Origin of the sequence: Pseudomonas sp. GM21, assembly GCF_000282215.1 — a bacterium.
Taxonomy (GTDB): domain Bacteria; phylum Pseudomonadota; class Gammaproteobacteria; order Pseudomonadales; family Pseudomonadaceae; genus Aquipseudomonas.
This window is the reverse complement of the sequence record NZ_AKJS01000129.1, coordinates 1-17,715: the sequence shown is the minus strand read 5'-3', so window position 1 is coordinate 17,715 and position 17,715 is coordinate 1. Positions and strand designations below refer to the sequence as shown.

Genomic DNA, 17,715 nt, shown 5'->3' with positions numbered 1-17,715 from the left:
CTCAGGGCCGGATGATCTGATCAGGCCCACCGGATCTGTGTCCAGGGTCAGCAGTGACTTTGCTGACCCTCACAGTCCCCTCTGAAATACACAATTTTATCTGCGTTAATTCAGTGGCATTACGGTGACGCTGACTTCCGGGTCATGGTTACCCCCTCCCAGAATCACCCCACGCAATGGCGAGACATCGGAGAAATCCCGCCCCCAGGCCAGGGTGATGTGTTCGAGTGCCGGTTGTACGTTGTTGGTCGGGTCAAAATCGACCCAGCCCAGCACCGGACAGAACACTGAAACCCAGGCGTGAGACGCGTCCGCGCCGATCAACCGAGGCTGACCGGGTGGTGGCTGAGTCAGCAGATAACCACTGATATAGCGAGCAGCCAGACCACGGGAACGCACGCACGCGAGCATCAGGTGAGCGAAGTCCTGACAGACCCCGCGTCGGCGCTCCAGCACTTCCACCAACGGCGTCGCCACTTGCGTCGCTTCGGCGTCGAAGGTGAACTCGCTGAAGATCTTCTCCATCAATGCCTGAACGCCCCACAGCAACGGTCGGCCCGGCGCAAAGCAACTCTCGGAGAAGTCGACAAAGTTGCGCTTCAAATGCACGTAAGGCGATTCGAACCGATACCGACAGGCTTCAAGAACGTCAGGGGACAGCGGCTGGCTGCTGTAGGTCAACGCGTTGCGGGTTTCTTCCCAGGGCGGCGATTGATTGAAATCCAGCACGGGCCGGGCGAAGACTTCGACGGTAAGGCTGGCGTTGACCAGCAACTCATCGTGGGGACGTTCAAATGCCAATCGCGTCAGCGGATTGCCAAACACATCCAGCTCATCCCGGCGCGCGGTCGGGTCGGGGCTGATCTGCAATTGTTGAGCAGTACAACGCTGCCACGCACAGGGCCGCGGCCAGAGATGCGCGAGCTGCTGGGCCAAAGACACCGGACTGTCATAGTGATAATGGGTGTCGTGGAAAATCTGGTAGTGAGCACTCATCAGACGGACACCGTGCGTTGGCTGACATCATCGACATGGGCGAAATGGCGCAAGGCCAGGCGATCCGATACTTGCCCACTGGCGTCGGCGATTTCTTGCAGCAAATCGGCCAACCCATCAAGCGCGGCGCGCACGCCCGTTTCGCCGAACAACGCGTTTTCCAGGCAGCCCAGATCGAATTGCGCCAGTCGCGCCACCAACAGCGGCAAACTTGTTTCCCGGGGCACACCAAAGTCGTCATTCAAACGTTTCAGGGTTCGCGTCACCAGCTTCAACTGGAACAGGACGGCGTGAGGGTTTTGCTCATCGAGCAGCAACAGGTCGAGCACTGGCAGCAGTTGCGCCACCGCCAGATACCGCGAACGGTAAGTGATGCTGCTGTTGCCCAACTCCAGCAACCACTCTAACCCCGCCTGATCGAAAGCCCCGGCGCCACGCAAAAATGCTGCCAGGCTGCCGCTGAGAAATTGCAGGCGCTCGATCCGCCGCCCGATCATCAGGAAACGCCAGCCTTCGTCCCGGGTCATGTCGTCCAGGGCGAAGCCAGAAAGCGCCGCCAGCGACATCACCAGACGGTTAAGAAAGTCCAGCAGCTCGCCGAAATCCGGCTCGTCGGTATCCAGCTCCATGGCCTCGCGCTGCAACTCCACCAACGCCTGCCAGTTTTCCCGCGAGAGTTTGCCGCGCACTTGCGAGGCCGCCCACTGCAAGCGTTGCAGATTGGCACGCAGGCTGAATGACCAGTCTTCGCCGAGTAATGCGGCCAACAGGCGCTCTGGCAACTCGCCTTCCTCGGGCAACAGATGCAACCGTTCACCGAGTTCGACAGCCGCCTGCAAGGCTTGCGGATCATCACCGTCCACGTAGCGCGCCAGCATGATGCGCAACAGTCGCGCGCTGTCATCACAGCGCTCGCAATAGCGGCCAAACCAGAACAGGTTTTCCACCACCCGCGAGGGCAAATAAGGATCCCGGCGTACCAGGTCATGCACACCGATCGTGCGCTGGGTTTTCCACTGCTCGCCGCTGGGCGGACGATCGCTCAACACCCATGTGTCCTTGCTCGCACCACCGCGCTGCATCGACACCACTTCGGCGTCGGCCTCGGCGGCTACCCGGGCCAGCCCGCCCGGTAAAACCCGATAGCCGTCATGGCTGGCCACTGCGTACACGCGCATGCCGATGGCGCGTGGTTGCAACTGACCGTCCTCGGCCTGCCAGATCGGCGCATGGGACAATTGGGCCATTTCTTGCGCCACATACGCATAAGGGCGCGCCTGCATTCGCGCGGCCAGGGCCAGACGCTGTTTTTCACTCAAGTCACGGCCAAATACCGGTGCAAAGCTTTGCGACGGGAAAGCCGGTTTGATCAACAGCTCCGGCAGTTTTTCCAGCGCTTGAGCCAGCACCGGCGGCTCACCGCACCACCAGGTTGCAATAGACGGCAGGATCAGCTTTTCACCAAACAGGAACTGATTGATCTTCGGCAGAAAACCCAGCAACCCCGGCGACTCCAGCACGCCGCTGCCGAGGGCATTGGCCACCAGCACCCGCCCCTGCCGCACGGCTTCAAGCAGCCCCGGTACGCCCAGTGCGGAGTCGGTGCGCAATTCCAGCGGGTCGCAGAAGTCGTCGTCGAGCCGGCGCATGATTGCGTGAACCCGACGCAAGCCGCTCAGGGTTTTCAGGTAAACCGTGGCATCACGCACCGTGAGGTCGCCGCCCTCCACCAGCGGATAGCCGAGCTGACGCGCCAGATAAAGGTGTTCGAAATAGCTTTCGTTGAATCGTCCCGGCGTGAGCAACACGATCAGCGGTGCTTCTTCATCGCGAGGCGCCTGCCGCGCCAGTGTTTCCTGAAGCGTGCGGAAGAACCCGGCCAGATGCTGCACTTTCAAATCGCGATACAGCTCGGGAAAGGCCCGGGAGACGATGGTGCGGTTTTCCAAGGCGTACCCGGCGCCGGACGGTGCTTGAGTCCGGTCCGCCGTGACCCACCAGCGGCCATCGGGCGTGCGCGCCAGATCGACGGCGTACAGATGCAGAAAGGCCCCGTCGGGCGGCGTAATGCCCTGACAGGGCCAGAGGAAGTTGTTGTGCCCGAATACGAGTTCCGCTGGCAGCAGACCTTCGGCGATCAGGCGCTGGGGGCCATACAGATCCGCCAGTACCGCGTTCAACAGACGCGCCCGTTGAGCGATCCCGGCTGATAACTGCGCCCACTCATCAGCGGCAATCACATGCGGCAGCAGGTCGAGTTCCCACGGCCGGTCTGCGCCCTTGGGGTCGGCGTAGACGTTGTAGGTCACGCCGTTTTCCTGGATCTGCCGGGTCAACAAGGCCTGACGCTGCACCAACTGCGAGGGCGTACTGCGTTGCAATTGGTCGATCAACCGACGCCAGTGCGGGCGTACGCCGCCACTGTCGTCGAGCAGTTCGTGATAGGTGCCCGCCGTCAGCGGGTAGTGATCAAGCAGATCAGGCATGGAAAGCTCGGCAGACAGCAATGAACGGTCAGACTAACGCAGGCTCATGACGCCCGGATATACGAAAAATCCGGGCGTCGCGTACGATTTAGAAACGTCGTAAATCGAGCGTCATCGGCAGTTCGTCGTTAATTTCCAGAGTCGGAACAGGAAGTTTCCCCGGCGTGTGTCCGATGCGGAAAAACCGCGCCATGCGTCGGCTCTCCGCCTCATTGGCGTTCACCGGCAGGCTGTCGTAGTTGCGCCCGCCCGGATGGGCCACGTGGTATTGGCAGCCGCCCATAGACCGTTGCATCCAGGTGTCGAGCAGGTCGAACACCAGCGGTGCATGAACCGGGATGGTTGGTTGCAGGCAGTTGGCCGGTTGCCAGGCACGGAAACGCACACCGGCGACAAACTCGCCGACCCGCCCGGTGGGTTGCAACGGCACCGGAACGCCGTTGCAGGTCAGCAGATAACGTTGCGGCGCCAGCCCTGTGAGCTTGACCTGCAAGCGCTCCAGCGACGAATCCACATACCGCACCGTGCCGCCGACCGCGCCCTCCTCGCCCAGCACATGCCACGGCTCCAGCGCCTGACGCAATTGCAGTTCAATGCCGCTGACCGCGTAATCGCCGACCTTGGGAAAACGGAACTCCAGATGCGCGGCGAACCACTCGGCCCGTACCGGATAACCGGCCGCGTTCAGATCCACGATCACATCGGCGAAATCCTGCTCGATAAAATGCGGCAACAGGAAGCGATCGTGCAATTCAGTGCCCCAGCGCGCCAGTTTCGGCGGCGCGTAAGGCTCGCGCCAGAACCGCGCCACCAGCGCCCGCAATAACAGTTGCTGAGCCAGGCTCATGCGCGCGTGCGGCGGCATTTCAAAGGCTCGCAACTCCAGTAATCCGAGGCGTCCGGTCGCACCGTCCGGCGAATAGAGTTTGTCGATGCAGAACTCGGCGCGATGGGTATTGCCGGTCACGTCGATCAGCAGGTTGCGCAGCAGCCGGTCCACTAGCCATGGCGCGCACTCTTCGCCCGGTTCAGGCATCTGCGCAAAAGCGATCTCCAGTTCATACAGCGCATCATTACGCGCTTCATCGACGCGCGGGGCCTGAGAGGTTGGGCCGATGAATAGTCCGGAAAACAGGTAGGACAAGGACGGGTGGTTGTGCCAGTAACTGATCAGGCTACGCAGCAAGTCGGGACGACGCAAAAACGGTGAGTCGGCCGGGGTCGCGCCGCCCAACACGAAATGGTTACCGCCGCCGGTCCCGGTGTGCCGCCCGTCGATCATGAATTTCTCGGTGGTGAGTCGGGTCTGGCGCGCCTCTTCGTACAGAAACTCGGTGCGCTCGACCAACTCGTCCCAAGTCGCGGACGGTTGCACGTTGACCTCGATCACGCCCGGATCCGGGGTGATGCGGAAGTTGCTCAGGCGCGGATCGCTCGGCGGTTCATAGCCTTCCAGCAATACCGGGCAATGCAGTTCCTGAGCCGTGGCCTCGATGGCGGTGACCAGTTCCAGATAGTCCTCGACCCGTTCCAGCGGCGGCATGAACAGGTACAACCGCCCTTCCCGGGCTTCCGCGCAGAACGCAGTGCGTGTCAGCCAGTCGGCGGACTCGTCGATTTTTGGCTCGCGCTCAACCGCTTCGGCCGGCATGCCTGGGCTGTTTAACGCAATGGTGTCGGGCAGCGCGGGAAAATCCTGGTTCGGATCATTGGGATGAATGAACGGATACTCCGCCGCTTTCACCCAAGGCTGCGAGCCGAGCGGCAAGCGATAACCCAGCGGCGAATCCCCCGGCACCAGCCGGCAGTGCTCGTCGCGCAGATACCAGCGACCGCTTTGCCATTGATCACCCTTGGCGGTGCGCGCTAGCGGCAGGACCTGGCCGATGACTTTATCCAGGCCCTGGTTGAAGACTTTACGCAGACGCGCACGCTCCAGCGGCTCTTCCAGACGCGAGTCTTCGGCGCTGACGTTCTGCGGCAATGTGCCTTCGCGCCAGAGGTAATAAAAATTGTCTTCGTAGGCTGGGAACACAAAACGTGTAGGAATCTTCAGCCGTTCAGCGACACTCGCCAGAAAACGCCCGGCCAGTTCGCCATCGGCGCCGTAGTCTTCCTGCTCATCGGCGATCAGCGCGCTGTTGTGCCAGATCGGCACGCCGTCGCGACGCCAGTAGCAGTTCAGTGACCAGCGCGGTAATTGCTCCCCGGGGTACCACTTGCCCTGACCAAAATGCACCAGCCCTTTGGGTGCGTAGTGTTTGCGCATGCGCTGGAACAGTTCGGCGGACAGCCGACGTTTGTCCGGCCCGAGCGCTGCGGTGTTCCATTCGGCACCGTCCGGGTCATCGATGGAAACAAAGGTCGGCTCGCCGCCCATGGTCAGGCGCACATCGTCTTCCAGCAGATCGGCATCGATCTGCCGACCCAGCGCCTGAATCGCCTGCCACTGATCTTCGGTGTAGGGCTTGGTGACGCGGGGGGCTTCCCAAATCCGCTCCACGGACATCTCGTGGGTGAATTCGCACTCGCACGGCTCCACCAAGCCACTGATGGGTGCCGCAGAGCCAGGATCGGGGCTGCACGCCAACGGAATGTGACCCTCACCGGCAAACAGCCCTGACGTCGCGTCCAGGCCAATCCAGCCAGCACCCGGCAAATACACTTCGCACCACGCGTGCAAATCGGTGAAGTCCACGTCAGTGCCCGACGGACCGTCCAGACTTTTGACGTCGGCGGTCAGCTGAATCAGGTAACCGGAGACAAAGCGCGCGGCGAGCCCGAGATTGCGCAGCAGTTGCACCAGCAACCACGCCGAGTCGCGGCAGGACCCGGATGCTTGGTCGAGAGTGTGTTCAGGCGTCTGGACTCCTGGCTCCATGCGGATTAGGTAACCGATGTCTTCACTCAGGCGCTGGTTAAGCGCGACGAGGAAATCCACACTCGGCAGCGGCGTGCGGTCGATACCGTCCAGATAGGCCTTGAACTTCGGCGTCAGGGGCAAGGTTTCAAGGTACGGCGCCAACTCCTTGCGCTCGTCGGCGGCGTAGGCGAACGGGATTTTTTCTGCGTACGGCTCAAGGAAAAAATCGAAGGGATTGAAGACCGCCATCTCGGCCAGCAGATCGACTTCAATCCGCAGCTCATCGGTTTTTTCCGGGAACACCAACCGCGCCAGGTAATTACCCTGGGGGTCTTGTTGCCAGTTGATGAAATGCTGCTCGGGCGAGACTTTCAGCGCATACGACAATATCCGCGTGCGACTGTGAGCGGCCGGGCGCAGGCGAACGATCTGCGGACCGAGCTCGACAGCGCGGTCGTAGCGGTAATGTGTGACGTGGTGCAATGCGACATGAATCGACACGGCGTGCCTCCTGCGAGCCCTAAGCGTTATCGAAAGCGCGCAAGACTTATGCCATCGCGGCAACGCTGGCGCTTTCTCCGTTTGCTTGAGGCAGTACAGCACCAAAATCGGGCGATGCGAGAAATTGGTTGGGGGCAGTTGCACGCAAATGTTGCGAAGGGGGTGATCGTCCCCACGCTCCGCGTGGGAATGCAGCCCGTGACGCTCCGCGTCACTGGACGCGGAGCGTCCCTTGAGGCATTCCCACGCGGAGCGTGGGAACGATCAGGTTGGCGTTCTGTTCAGCTCAAGAGAGGCTTAGCGCGGTACAACCGGCTTACGAGCGGGCTTAGGGCCTTTGCCTTTGGCCGCGTCCTTGCGCTCCTTGGCCGCCTGCTGGTTGCGGGCGAACGCCGCCGCCTTGGCCTGTTCACGCTTGTCCCACGGGTTACCGCCATCGCTGGCACGCGGCGGCAAGCCGGTGTGCTGGGTCAGGATCTTGGTGGTCTTCTCCCCTGCAACCTTGTGGCTGCCGGCCGGTGTCGAGTTCTTGCGACGGGCGCTCTGATAGCTGTCGGTCGCCGGCTGATGCAGCGGGATCAACTGGTTCTTGCCCGGCCCGATCAGATCGGCGCGGCCCATGCGGGTCAGCGCTTCACGCAGCATCGGCCAGCCTTTCGGGTCGTGATAACGCAGGAACGCCTTGTGCAGACGACGCTGCTCTTCGCTCTTGACGATGGTCACGGCGTCGCTCTTGTAAGTGACCTTACGCAGCGGGTTTTTGCCCGAGTGGTACATCGCGGTGGCAGTGGCCATCGGCGACGGGTAGAACGCCTGCACCTGGTCGGCACGGAAGCCGTTGCCCTTGAGCCACAGGGCCAGGTTCATCATGTCTTCGTCGGTAGTGCCCGGGTGGGCGGCGATGAAGTACGGAATCAGGTACTGCTCTTTCCCGGCTTCCTTGGAGTACTTCTCGAACATGCGCTTGAACTTGTCATAGCTGCCGATGCCCGGTTTCATCATCTGGTTGAGCGGACCTTCCTCGGTGTGTTCCGGGGCAATCTTCAGGTAACCACCCACATGGTGGGTCACCAGCTCTTTGACATACTCCGGCGACTCGACCGCGAGGTCGTAGCGCAGGCCGGAAGCAATCAGGATCTTCTTCACACCCGGCAATGCACGGGCGCTGCGGTACAACTGAATGAGCGACGAGTGATCAGTATTCAGGTTCGGGCAGATACCAGGGAACACGCACGATGGCTTGCGGCACGCGGATTCGATTTCCGGGCTCTTACAGGCGATGCGGTACATGTTCGCGGTCGGGCCGCCGAGGTCGGAAATGACGCCGGTGAAACCCGGGACCTTGTCGCGGATCTCTTCGATTTCGCGAATGATCGACTCTTCGGAACGGTTCTGGATGATCCGCCCTTCGTGCTCGGTGATCGAGCAGAAGGTACAGCCGCCGAAGCAGCCACGCATGATGTTCACCGAGAAGCGGATCATGTCGTAGGCCGGGATTTTTTCCTTGCCGTACGCCGGGTGCGGGATGCGCGCATACGGCATGCCGAACACGTAGTCCATTTCTTCGGTGGTCATCGGAATCGGCGGCGGGTTGAACCAGACATCGACTTCGCCGTGCTTCTGCACCAGCGCGCGGGCGTTACCCGGGTTGGTTTCCAGGTGAAGTACGCGGTTGGCGTGAGCATAAAGCACCGCATCGCCACGGACTTTCTCGACCGAGGGCAGACGAATCACGGTCTTGTCGCGGGTCATTTTCGGGCTAGCCAGGATCTGTACGACCTTGGCTTCAGTCGGGTCTTCAACCGGACCTTTTTCCTGCTCAATGGCGCAAGCCTGAGTGTCCTGGGTATTCACGTACGGGTTGATGATCTTGTCGATCTTGCCCGGACGGTCGATGCGCGTGGAATCGACTTCGTACCAGTCTTTCGGCGTATCGCGGCGGATGAACGCGGTACCGCGCACATCGGTGATGTCTTCGATCTTGTGACCGTAGGACAGACGCTGGGCGACTTCGACAATCGCACGCTCGGCGTTGCCGTAGAGCAGGATGTCGGCGCAGGCGTCAATCAGGATCGAGTTGCGTACCCGGTCCTGCCAGTAATCATAGTGAGCGATGCGGCGCAGGGAAGCTTCGATGCCACCCAGAACGATCGGCACGTTCTTGTAGGCTTCCTTGCAGCGCTGGCTGTAAACCAGGCTCGCGCGGTCCGGACGTTTGCCCGCCAGGCCACCAGGGGTGTAGGCGTCATCGGAACGGATTTTCTTGTCGGCGGTGTAGCGGTTGATCATCGAGTCCATGTTGCCGGCCGCGACACCGAAGAACAGGTTCGGCTCGCCGAGCTTCATGAAGTCGTCTTTGGACTGCCAGTTCGGTTGGGCAATGATCCCGACGCGGAAGCCTTGCGACTCCAGCAGCCGGCCGATGATTGCCATGCCGAACGACGGATGGTCAACGTACGCATCACCGGTGACGATGATGATGTCGCAGGAATCCCAGCCAAGCTGATCCATCTCCTCCCTGCTCATCGGCAGGAATGGCGCTGGACCGAAGCATTCGGCCCAGTACTTGGGATAGTCAAATAACGGCTTGGCTGTTTGCATGACGATGACCGGTGTTGAGATGAAAAATCGCGGGCGCGGAATATAGCACAAAAAATAACCAATTCCGACGGCTATGGTCGGAAATTGTGTCGACCCAATCGCCGGCAAGTCGAATTGTCGCACCGCCGCTCCCACAAGGATTTGAGTGTCCCTGTGGGAGCGGGCTTGCCCGCGAAGAGGCCCTCTCAGGCACTACATAACTTACTCGTCGTCGAAGTTATAGCTACCCGGCGCGAGGTTTTCGAAGCGGGTGTACTTGCCGATGAACGCCAGTCGTGACGTGCCGATCGGACCGTTCCGCTGCTTGCCGATGATGATTTCGGCGATGCCTTTGTGCTCGGTTTCCGGGTGATACACCTCATCCCGGTACACGAACATGATCACGTCAGCATCCTGCTCGATCGCTCCGGATTCCCGGAGGTCGGAGTTGATCGGGCGTTTGTTCGGCCGTTGCTCCAGGGAGCGGTTGAGCTGGGACAACGCCACCACCGGGCAGTTGAATTCCTTGGCCAAGGCTTTCAAGGAACGGGAGATCTCGGAAATCTCGTTGGTACGGTTGTCGCCGCCGGAACCGGGAATCTGCATCAATTGCAGGTAGTCGATCATGATCAGGGCGACATCGCCGTGTTCACGCACCAACCGGCGAGTCCGCGCACGCATTTCCGAGGGGCTGATACCGGCCGTATCGTCGATGAACAGCTTACGGTCGTTGAGCAGGTTGACCGCCGAGGTCAGGCGCGGCCAATCGTCGTCATCCAGGCGACCGGCCCGGACCTTGGTCTGGTCGATACGGCCGAGGGACGACAACATACGCATGATCAGCGATTCACCTGGCATCTCCAGCGAGTAAACCAGGACGCACTTGTCGCTGCGCAACACGGCGTTTTCCACCAGGTTCATCGCAAAGGTGGTTTTACCCATGGACGGACGGCCGGCGACGATGATCAGGTCGGACGGCTGCAGGCCACTGGTCTTCTCGTCGAGGTCGGTGTAGCCGGTGGACAGACCGGTGATGGCGTTGTCGGTGTTGAACAAGGTGTCGATGCGGTCGATGGCCTTGGTCAGCAGGTCATTCACGCTCACCGGGCCGCCGGTTTTTGGCCGGGCCTCGGCGATCTGGAAGATCTGCCGCTCAGCTTCGTCGAGAATCTCTTCTGCCGTACGACCTTCCGGGTTGAAGGCGCTGTCGGCAATCTCGGTAGCAATGCCGATCAACTGGCGCAACGTCGCCCGTGCACGAACGATCTGCGCATAGGCCTTGATGTTGGCGACGGACGGGGTGTTTTTCGCCAGCTCGCCGAGGTAGCCCAGACCGCCCACTTGCGAGGTCTGACCTTCCTTGTCCAATTGCTCGGCAAGGGTCACGACGTCGATGGGGGAGTTCTGGTCGGCGAGCTTGGCGATCGCGCGGAAGATCAGGCGGTGGTCATGTCGATAGAAATCGCCGTCCGAGACCTGATCGAGCACGCGTTCCCAGGCGTTGTTGTCCAGCATCAAACCACCGAGCACGGCCTGTTCGGCCTCGATGGAGTGCGGCGGCACTTTCAGGGAAGCGGTTTGCAGATCGTATTGCTCGGGTGCAGAGATATCGTTCATGGCCACTTGGTTATTTTATGAAAAGCGGGGGAATCAGAAAGACAAAGGGCACGACCTGTAAACAGGATCGTGCCCGATGTTACCGGCAAGCACCCGAGGGTGCCAGCCGACAAGTACTACTTAAGCTGCTACCACGACAACGCGTACGGTGGCTTCAACTTCAGCGTGCAGGTGCACGGCTACGTCGAATTCGCCTACGTTGCGGATGGTGCCGTTCGGCAGACGTACTTCGCTTTTTGCAACTTCAACGCCAGAGGCGGTCAGTGCATCAGCGATGTCGTGAGTGCCGATCGAACCGAACAGCTTGCCTTCGTCACCGGCGGTGGCAGTGATAGTCACTTCCAGCTCAGCCAGTTGGGCGGCACGGCTTTCAGCCGAAGTTTTACGGTCTGCTGCGGCTTTTTCCAGCTCAGCGCGACGCTCTTCGAACGCAGCCAGGTTGGCAGCGGTCGCAGCGGTAGCTTTGCCGTAAGGCAGCAGGTAGTTACGACCGTAACCAGCCTTAACGTTCACTTTGTCACCCAGGTTGCCCAGGTTGGTGACTTTTTCCAGAAGGATCAGTTGCATGTGAAAATCCTCTTAACTTTTAACCTTCACCGTTCGCGTTATCGGCATCTTTCGGTGCCGAACGACCGCGAAAATCAATCAGGCTGTCGACGATGGCCAAGACCACCAGCAACGGATAGATCAGCTGCATAAACAGCAACAGCGTGACGTACAACCCCACCAGCCAGAATCTGGCCAGTCGCTTTTGCGCCACCAGCCCGTGAATCAGGGCCAGCCCGGCGAACACCAGCGGCACGCTGCACAACGGCGTTAACATGGCCATCTGTGGACCGATGTTCGGCCCCAGAAGCATGCACGCCAGCAGCAACATCGCCGGCAAAAGCGGGAATCGGATGGCGCGAAACTCGCGACCAAAACCGCCCGGGTTGTACAACAACGCCTGCCAGTAGCGCCCGACAAGCAGGCTCAGCACACTGACGATTTGCAACAAGGCCGCAATCAGGCCGGTCAGGACCGGTGCAATCAGGGACGCAAAATGCGCTTGCTCGCCTACCGATAACTTCTCGTAGACATCACCGAGTAGCGACGGCATGACTTTTATCAAAGCCTGCGCCAGCATCTCGATTTGAGGGCCAAAAGTCGCCCCCAGCACCACTGAAAACACCACTCCCATCGCTATGCTGACCAGCAGCACACGGACCCAGGATTCGCTTGCGCGCAAAACCAACGCAAGACTCGAAGAACCCAACAGCACCAAAAGTGCCCGAGGGTCATCCGCATAAAGCCACCAGATCAACGCCGGCAGCACTCCCAGGGCAAGAACGCCAAGGGCGTCCTTCAAACCGCGCCGCAGAAGCACGAGGCATCCAGCGGCAGCACCCAACCAATACAACAACGGCAATGTTACGCATCCAGCCACTACGAGAGTGGCCTGCATGCGACCGCGCATAATGAACTCAGCTATGGCGCGCATGCATTCAATCCTTTGCTACGTGTCGACTGCCCGGTCTCAGCGGCCGTGGCTGTCGGTGTAGGCCAGCAGGGCCAGGAAGCGGGCGCGCTTGATAGCGGTGGCCAGCTGACGCTGATAACGTGCTTTGGTACCGGTGATGCGGCTTGGAACGATTTTGCCGGTCTCGGATACATAAGCTTTCAGAGTGTTGAGATCTTTGTAATCGATCTCTTTCACGTCTTCAGCGGTGAAGCGGCAGAATTTACGACGACGGAAGAAACGTGCCATGTAATAGGCTCCTCAAAAGGTCCGTGGATTACTCGTCAGCGTTATCGCTGTTGTCGCTGTCATCACTATCAGCGCTTTCAGCGCCTTCGTGCTCAGGACGGTCGCGACGCTCACGGCGCTCACTGCGGTTTTCTTCAGCCTTGAGCATCTCGGATTGGCCGGTAACGGCTTCTTCGCGACGGATGACCAGGTTACGGATCACTGCATCGTTGTAGCGGAAGTTGTCTTCCAGCTCGGCCAGGGCCTTGCCAGTGCACTCAACGTTCAGCATCACGTAGTGAGCCTTGTGAACATTGTTGATTGCGTAGGCCAGTTGACGACGGCCCCAATCTTCCAGACGGTGGATTTTGCCGCCGTCTTCTTCGATCAGCTTGGTGTAACGCTCTACCATGCCGCCGACTTGCTCGCTTTGATCCGGGTGGACCAAAAAGATGATTTCGTAATGACGCATGAATGCTCCTTACGGGTTGTAGCCTGCCGCTCAAAAGCGGTCAGACAAGGAGTGAATGACACTTATGGACTTGCTTGCGATAGACACATTCGTGCCTGCCGTCACAGCAAGGGGCGCAATTGTAGAGAAGCGACAGGATACGCGCAAGGCAATTGGTGATTATTTGAACAGTTCGTTCGCCCACCAATTTTTGCTTCACCACAAACCACTGTGGGAGCGAGCCTGCTCGCGAAGGGGGCATGACATTCGGCATTGATGCTGAATGTTACTCCGCTTTCGCGAGCAGGCTCGCTCCCACAGGTATTGCGTACAGATCAGGACTTCTTGGCGGTTCCGGCGGCTTTGACGCTGCGCTGGCGCTGAGCCTCGAACAGACAAACGCCAGTCGCCACGGACACGTTGAGGCTACTGACACTGCCAGTCATCGGCAGGTGCACGAGGTAGTCGCACAGATCGCGGGTCAGGCGACGCATGCCGCTGCCTTCCGCACCCATGATCAGGATGGTCGGACCGGTCATGTCTTGCTGATACAGACTCTGCTCCGCTTCACCGGCCGTGCCGACAACCCACAAACCACGCTGCTTGAGTTTCTCAAGCGTGCGCGCCAGGTTGGTCACGGCAACCAACGGAATCACTTCCGCCGCGCCACAGGCCACTTTACGGACCGTCGGGGTCAACGTGGCCGACTTGTCCTTGGGCACGATCACCGCCAGCGCACCGGCCGCATCGGCCGAACGCAAGCAAGCGCCGAGGTTGTGCGGATCGGTCACGCCGTCGAGCACCAGCAACAGCGGTGCGCCTTCGGTACGGTCCAGCAGCTCGTCGAGCATCGCCTCACCCCAGACCTGACTCGGACTCACGTCCGCCACCACGCCTTGGTGCACGCCTTCAACCCACGCATCCAGCTCACGGCGCTCGGCCTGGCCGACCGCTACACGGTTTTCGGCAGCGAGCTGGATCAGCGTTTGCACGCGCGGATCGCTGCGACCTTCCGCCAGCCAGATCTGCTTGACGCGTTTCGGGTGGTGGCGCAGCAATGCTTCTACCGCATGCACGCCGTAGATTTTTTCCAACTGACTCATGGTTTGGCCTTAGGTTTACGCGCCCCGCCGCTTCTGCCGGCTGGAGCAGCACCCGCTTTTGGCGGGCCTTTACGATGTTTGCTCGGTTTTGCTGGCTTGCCGCCGGGAGCCTTGTCAGGCGCCGACCGCCCGGTCTTTCCCCCAGACGCCGCTTTACCGCCGCTTTTCGCTTCAGACAGCAACGCCTGCTTCATTTCCCGGCTTTTACGCAGCTCGGCGTTTTTCGCCGCGGCATCGCTCGGGCGATAGGCTTCGACAGCCTTTTCCTTGGCAGGACGACGACCGGTTTTTGCCGGTGCCGGTTCTGCGGCGGTTTTAGCAGCCGGAGCGGTTGTTTCGGTTCCGCGCTTCTTGCGGCCAATTGGCGCGCTGATGGTTTTTTCAGCCATATCGAAGTCGATCTTGCGCTCGTCGAGGTCAACGCGCATTACGCGCACTTCAACGGTATCGCCCAGACGGAAGCTGCGACCGGTACGTTCACCGGCGAGGCGGTGATGCACAGGATCGAAGTGGTAGTAATCTCCCGGCAGCGCGGTGACGTGCACCAGGCCTTCGACGTAGATATCGGTCAGCTCGACGAACAGGCCAAAACCGGTCACGGCGGTGATCACACCCGGGAACGATTCGCCCACGCGGTCTTTCATGAACTCGCACTTGAGCCAGTTCACTACGTCGCGGGTCGCTTCGTCGGCACGGCGCTCGCTCATCGAGCACTGCTCGCCGAGTTGCTCCAGCGCCGCTTCGTCGTACGGATAGATGCGCGCCTTCGGAATGGTCATCGCACCAGCACGACGAACGTGCGGGGTATTCATTTTCGAATGGATAACGCTGCGAATCGCCCGGTGCGTGAGCAAGTCCGGGTAGCGGCGGATCGGCGAAGTGAAGTGGGTATAGGCTTCATAATTCAGGCCGAAGTGACCCTGGTTATCAGCGCTGTACACCGCCTGGCTCAACGAACGCAGCATGACGGTCTGGATGAGATGGAAATCCGGACGGTCCTTGATGCTTGCCAGCAAGGCCTGGTAATCCTTCGGCGACGGACCGTCCTTGCCTTTGTGCAGGGACAGGCCGAGTTCACCCAGGAAGGCGCGCAATTTTTCCAGACGCTCCGGTGGCGGACCATCGTGGACGCGGTACAGCGCCGGGATTTCGTGCTTTTTCAGGAATTCGGCGGTGGCCACGTTGGCCGCCAGCATGCATTCCTCGATCAGCTTGTGCGCATCGTTACGAACGGTCGGGCGGATTTCGGCAATCTTGCGCTCGGTCCCGAAGATGATCCGGGTTTCCTGCGTTTCGAAATCGATCGCGCCACGCACATGACGAGCGGCAAGCAGCACTTTGTACAGTGCATAAAGCTGCTTGAGGTGCGGCAGAACGTCGTTGTACTCGCCGCGCAGCTGACGCGCTTCGGTGAGTTTCGGCGTTTCCAGCATCGCACTGACTTTGTTGTAGGTCAGGCGGGCGTGGGAGTGAATCACCGCCTCGTAGAAGCAGTAGTCGGTCATTTCGCCGGACTTGGAGATGGTCATCTCGCAAACCATGGCCAGACGGTCGACGTGCGGGTTCAGCGAGCACAGGCCGTTGGACAGCTGCTCAGGCAGCATCGGCACGACGCGCTCGGGGAAGTACACCGAGTTACCGCGAACCTGGGATTCGTTGTCCAGGGCTGAACCGATCTTCACATAGCTGGAAACGTCGGCAATCGCCACGTACAACTTCCAGCCACCGGAGAACAGGCGCAGCTTGCCTGGCTTGGATTCGCAGTAAACCGCGTCATCGAAGTCGCGCGCATCTTCACCGTCGATGGTCACGAACGGCAGATGACGCAGGTCGATGCGCTTCTCTTTGTCCTTCTCTTCGACTTCCGGCTTGAGCTTGGCGGCTTCTTTCAATACCGCTTCAGGCCAGACGTGAGGAATATCGTAGGTGCGCAGGGCGACATCGATTTCCATGCCCGGCGCCATGTAATTACCCACGACTTCGACCACGTCGCCTTGCGGCTGGAAGCGTGGTGTCGGCCAGTGAGTGATCTTCACTTCAACGAATTGACCGATCTGGGCGTTGGCATTGCGGCCCGGGGTGACCAGCACTTCTTGCTGGATCTTCGGGTTATCCGCAACGACGAAGCCGATGCCGCCTTCTTCGAAGTAGCGACCGACGATGGTTTCGTGAGCACGGGAAACCACTTCGACGATCATGCCTTCACGGCGACCGCGACGGTCGAGGCCGGAAACACGGGCCAGGGCACGGTCGCCGTCGAATACCAGGCGCATTTGCGCCGGGCTCATGAACAGGTCGTCGCTGCCGTCGTCCGGAACCAGGAAGCCGAAGCCGTCACGGTGACCACTGATGCGGCCCAGGATCAGGTCGAGCTTGTCCACCGGCGCATAAGTGCCGCGACGGGTATAGATGAGTTGAGCATCGCGCTCCATGGCGCGCAGGCGGCGACGCAGGGCTTCGATCTGGTCTTCGGTGGTCAGACCAAACTCTTCGACCAGCTGCTCGCGGTTAGCAGGCGAACCCCGATCAGCAAGGTGCTGAAGGATCAGTTCGCGGCTAGGAATAGGGTTTTCATATTTTTCCGCTTCACGAGCGGCCTCGGGATCGAGGGACTGCCAATCGGCCATTAGAGAGTTTTCACCTTGTCTATATGCGGGTTAGTTTGGCATAGGCGTAATGAAACGGGAAATTTCAAGCTATGACAGCCCTTCTAAAGCCCTTTATCGACATCGCATCGCTGATTTGAAGACCACTGGTGAAATTTTCCAGGTTTTTTTGATGTCGGGGGTTTACAGTTAAAAAGACGCTCCGTATAGTGCGCGCCATCGACGACGCAGACGCGCTGCCGATACTGCCCAGATGGTGAAATTGGTAGACACGCCAGCTTCAGGTGCTGGTGACCGCAAGGTCGTGGAAGTTCGAGTCTTCTTCTGGGCACCAATTTCGAGCTTGAGATTAGTTCAATTTCAAGACTCACACAAAAACCCGCGAAAGCGGGTTTTTGCATTCTAAGCATCTGATTTATTAAATCTAAATCAGGGGTTTACAGATCAAAACGCTCTCCGTATAGTGCGCCACATCAACAGCGGTGACGCTGAAGATAAATGCCCAGATGGTGAAATTGGTAGACACGCCAGCTTCAGGTGCTGGTGACCGCAAGGTCGTGGAAGTTCGAGTCTTCTTCTGGGCACCAATTCAAATTCAAGGTCACGATCTTGAATTTCACAAAAACCCGCGAAAGCGGGTTTTTGCGGTTCTGGCATTCGAAAACAATCTCCCCCCTCGAGAAACTCACGATTTGTAGCAGCTGGCGAAGCCTGCGTTCGGCTGCGTAGCAGTCGTAAATCCTGAACGCGCGGATTTCCTGAAACACCGCATCGTCTGATTTCACG

At 59.7% G+C, this 17,715-nt stretch carries 11 protein-coding genes and 2 tRNA genes; 2 read left to right on the top strand and 11 right to left on the bottom strand.

What is annotated here, in order from left to right:
* Positions 1-105: 105 nt before the first annotated feature.
* From PMI22_RS08090 to rnr, 11 genes are all read right to left on the bottom strand, one after another.
* A complete protein-coding gene (locus PMI22_RS08090; protein WP_007947525.1) occupies positions 106-996 on the bottom strand; it encodes a transglutaminase family protein in 891 nt (296 codons plus the stop codon).
* A complete protein-coding gene (locus PMI22_RS08095) occupies positions 996-3,482 on the bottom strand; it encodes a circularly permuted type 2 ATP-grasp protein (RefSeq protein WP_007947524.1) in 2,487 nt (828 codons plus the stop codon). The genes PMI22_RS08090 and PMI22_RS08095 overlap by 1 nt, the downstream gene beginning before the upstream one ends.
* Before the next feature lie 88 nt (positions 3,483-3,570).
* On the bottom strand, positions 3,571-6,846 hold the full coding sequence (locus PMI22_RS08100) for a transglutaminase family protein (RefSeq protein ID WP_007947523.1): 3,276 nt from the start codon (positions 6,844-6,846) through the stop codon (positions 3,571-3,573).
* 297 nt (positions 6,847-7,143) lie between these two features.
* Positions 7,144-9,447: a YgiQ family radical SAM protein gene (locus PMI22_RS08105; protein WP_033049522.1), complete on the bottom strand. Its 2,304-nt coding sequence runs from the start codon at positions 9,445-9,447 to the stop codon at positions 7,144-7,146.
* Between the two features lie 201 nt (positions 9,448-9,648).
* A complete protein-coding gene (dnaB, locus tag PMI22_RS08110) occupies positions 9,649-11,043 on the bottom strand; it encodes a replicative DNA helicase (protein ID WP_007947521.1) in 1,395 nt (464 codons plus the stop codon).
* A gap of 120 nt (positions 11,044-11,163) precedes the next feature.
* On the bottom strand, positions 11,164-11,610 hold the full coding sequence (rplI, locus tag PMI22_RS08115) for a 50S ribosomal protein L9 (protein WP_003197251.1): 447 nt from the start codon (positions 11,608-11,610) through the stop codon (positions 11,164-11,166).
* A 19-nt stretch (positions 11,611-11,629) separates the two neighbouring features.
* Positions 11,630-12,523 (bottom strand): hypothetical protein, encoded by an 894-nt coding sequence (locus PMI22_RS08120; protein ID WP_007947520.1) that lies wholly within the window; start codon positions 12,521-12,523, stop codon positions 11,630-11,632.
* A 36-nt stretch (positions 12,524-12,559) separates the two neighbouring features.
* Positions 12,560-12,790 carry a 30S ribosomal protein S18 gene (gene rpsR, locus PMI22_RS08125; RefSeq protein WP_002551829.1) on the bottom strand — a complete coding sequence of 77 codons (231 nt, stop codon included), beginning with the start codon at positions 12,788-12,790 and terminating at the stop codon, positions 12,560-12,562.
* A 28-nt stretch (positions 12,791-12,818) separates the two neighbouring features.
* Positions 12,819-13,241 carry a 30S ribosomal protein S6 gene (rpsF, locus tag PMI22_RS08130; RefSeq protein ID WP_003217491.1) on the bottom strand — a complete coding sequence of 141 codons (423 nt, stop codon included), beginning with the start codon at positions 13,239-13,241 and terminating at the stop codon, positions 12,819-12,821.
* Between the two features lie 314 nt (positions 13,242-13,555).
* Positions 13,556-14,323 carry a 23S rRNA (guanosine(2251)-2'-O)-methyltransferase RlmB gene (gene rlmB, locus PMI22_RS08135; RefSeq protein WP_007947519.1) on the bottom strand — a complete coding sequence of 256 codons (768 nt, stop codon included), beginning with the start codon at positions 14,321-14,323 and terminating at the stop codon, positions 13,556-13,558.
* Entirely contained in the window at positions 14,320-16,950 is a 2,631-nt protein-coding gene (gene rnr / locus PMI22_RS08140) for a ribonuclease R (protein ID WP_007947518.1), read from the bottom strand. The genes rlmB and rnr overlap by 4 nt, the downstream gene beginning before the upstream one ends.
* Positions 16,951-17,176: 226 nt before the next feature.
* Here rnr and PMI22_RS08145 point away from each other — a divergent pair.
* Together PMI22_RS08145 and PMI22_RS08150 are read left to right on the top strand one after the other, a co-directional pair.
* Positions 17,177-17,263: transfer RNA gene (locus PMI22_RS08145), tRNA-Leu, on the top strand.
* Between the two features lie 166 nt (positions 17,264-17,429).
* Positions 17,430-17,516 (top strand) — tRNA-Leu (locus PMI22_RS08150).
* The last annotated feature ends 199 nt before the right edge of the window (positions 17,517-17,715 follow it).

What these genes read in the sequence shown, in the direction of transcription:
- rnr (WP_007947518.1), bottom strand. Translation starts at nt 16,950, where the DNA reads ATGGCCGATTGGCAGTCCCTCGATCCCGAGGCCGCTCGTGAAGCGGAA.
- rplI (WP_003197251.1), bottom strand. Translation starts at nt 11,610, where the DNA reads ATGCAACTGATCCTTCTGGAAAAAGTCACCAACCTGGGCAACCTGGGT.
- PMI22_RS08120 (WP_007947520.1), bottom strand. Translation starts at nt 12,523, where the DNA reads ATGCGCGCCATAGCTGAGTTCATTATGCGCGGTCGCATGCAGGCCACT.
- rlmB (WP_007947519.1), bottom strand. Translation starts at nt 14,323, where the DNA reads ATGAGTCAGTTGGAAAAAATCTACGGCGTGCATGCGGTAGAAGCATTG.
- PMI22_RS08090 (WP_007947525.1), bottom strand. Translation starts at nt 996, where the DNA reads ATGAGTGCTCACTACCAGATTTTCCACGACACCCATTATCACTATGAC.
- PMI22_RS08095 (WP_007947524.1), bottom strand. Translation starts at nt 3,482, where the DNA reads ATGCCTGATCTGCTTGATCACTACCCGCTGACGGCGGGCACCTATCAC.
- rpsF (WP_003217491.1), bottom strand. Translation starts at nt 13,241, where the DNA reads ATGCGTCATTACGAAATCATCTTTTTGGTCCACCCGGATCAAAGCGAG.
- PMI22_RS08105 (WP_033049522.1), bottom strand. Translation starts at nt 9,447, where the DNA reads ATGCAAACAGCCAAGCCGTTATTTGACTATCCCAAGTACTGGGCCGAA.
- dnaB (WP_007947521.1), bottom strand. Translation starts at nt 11,043, where the DNA reads ATGAACGATATCTCTGCACCCGAGCAATACGATCTGCAAACCGCTTCC.
- rpsR (WP_002551829.1), bottom strand. Translation starts at nt 12,790, where the DNA reads ATGGCACGTTTCTTCCGTCGTCGTAAATTCTGCCGCTTCACCGCTGAA.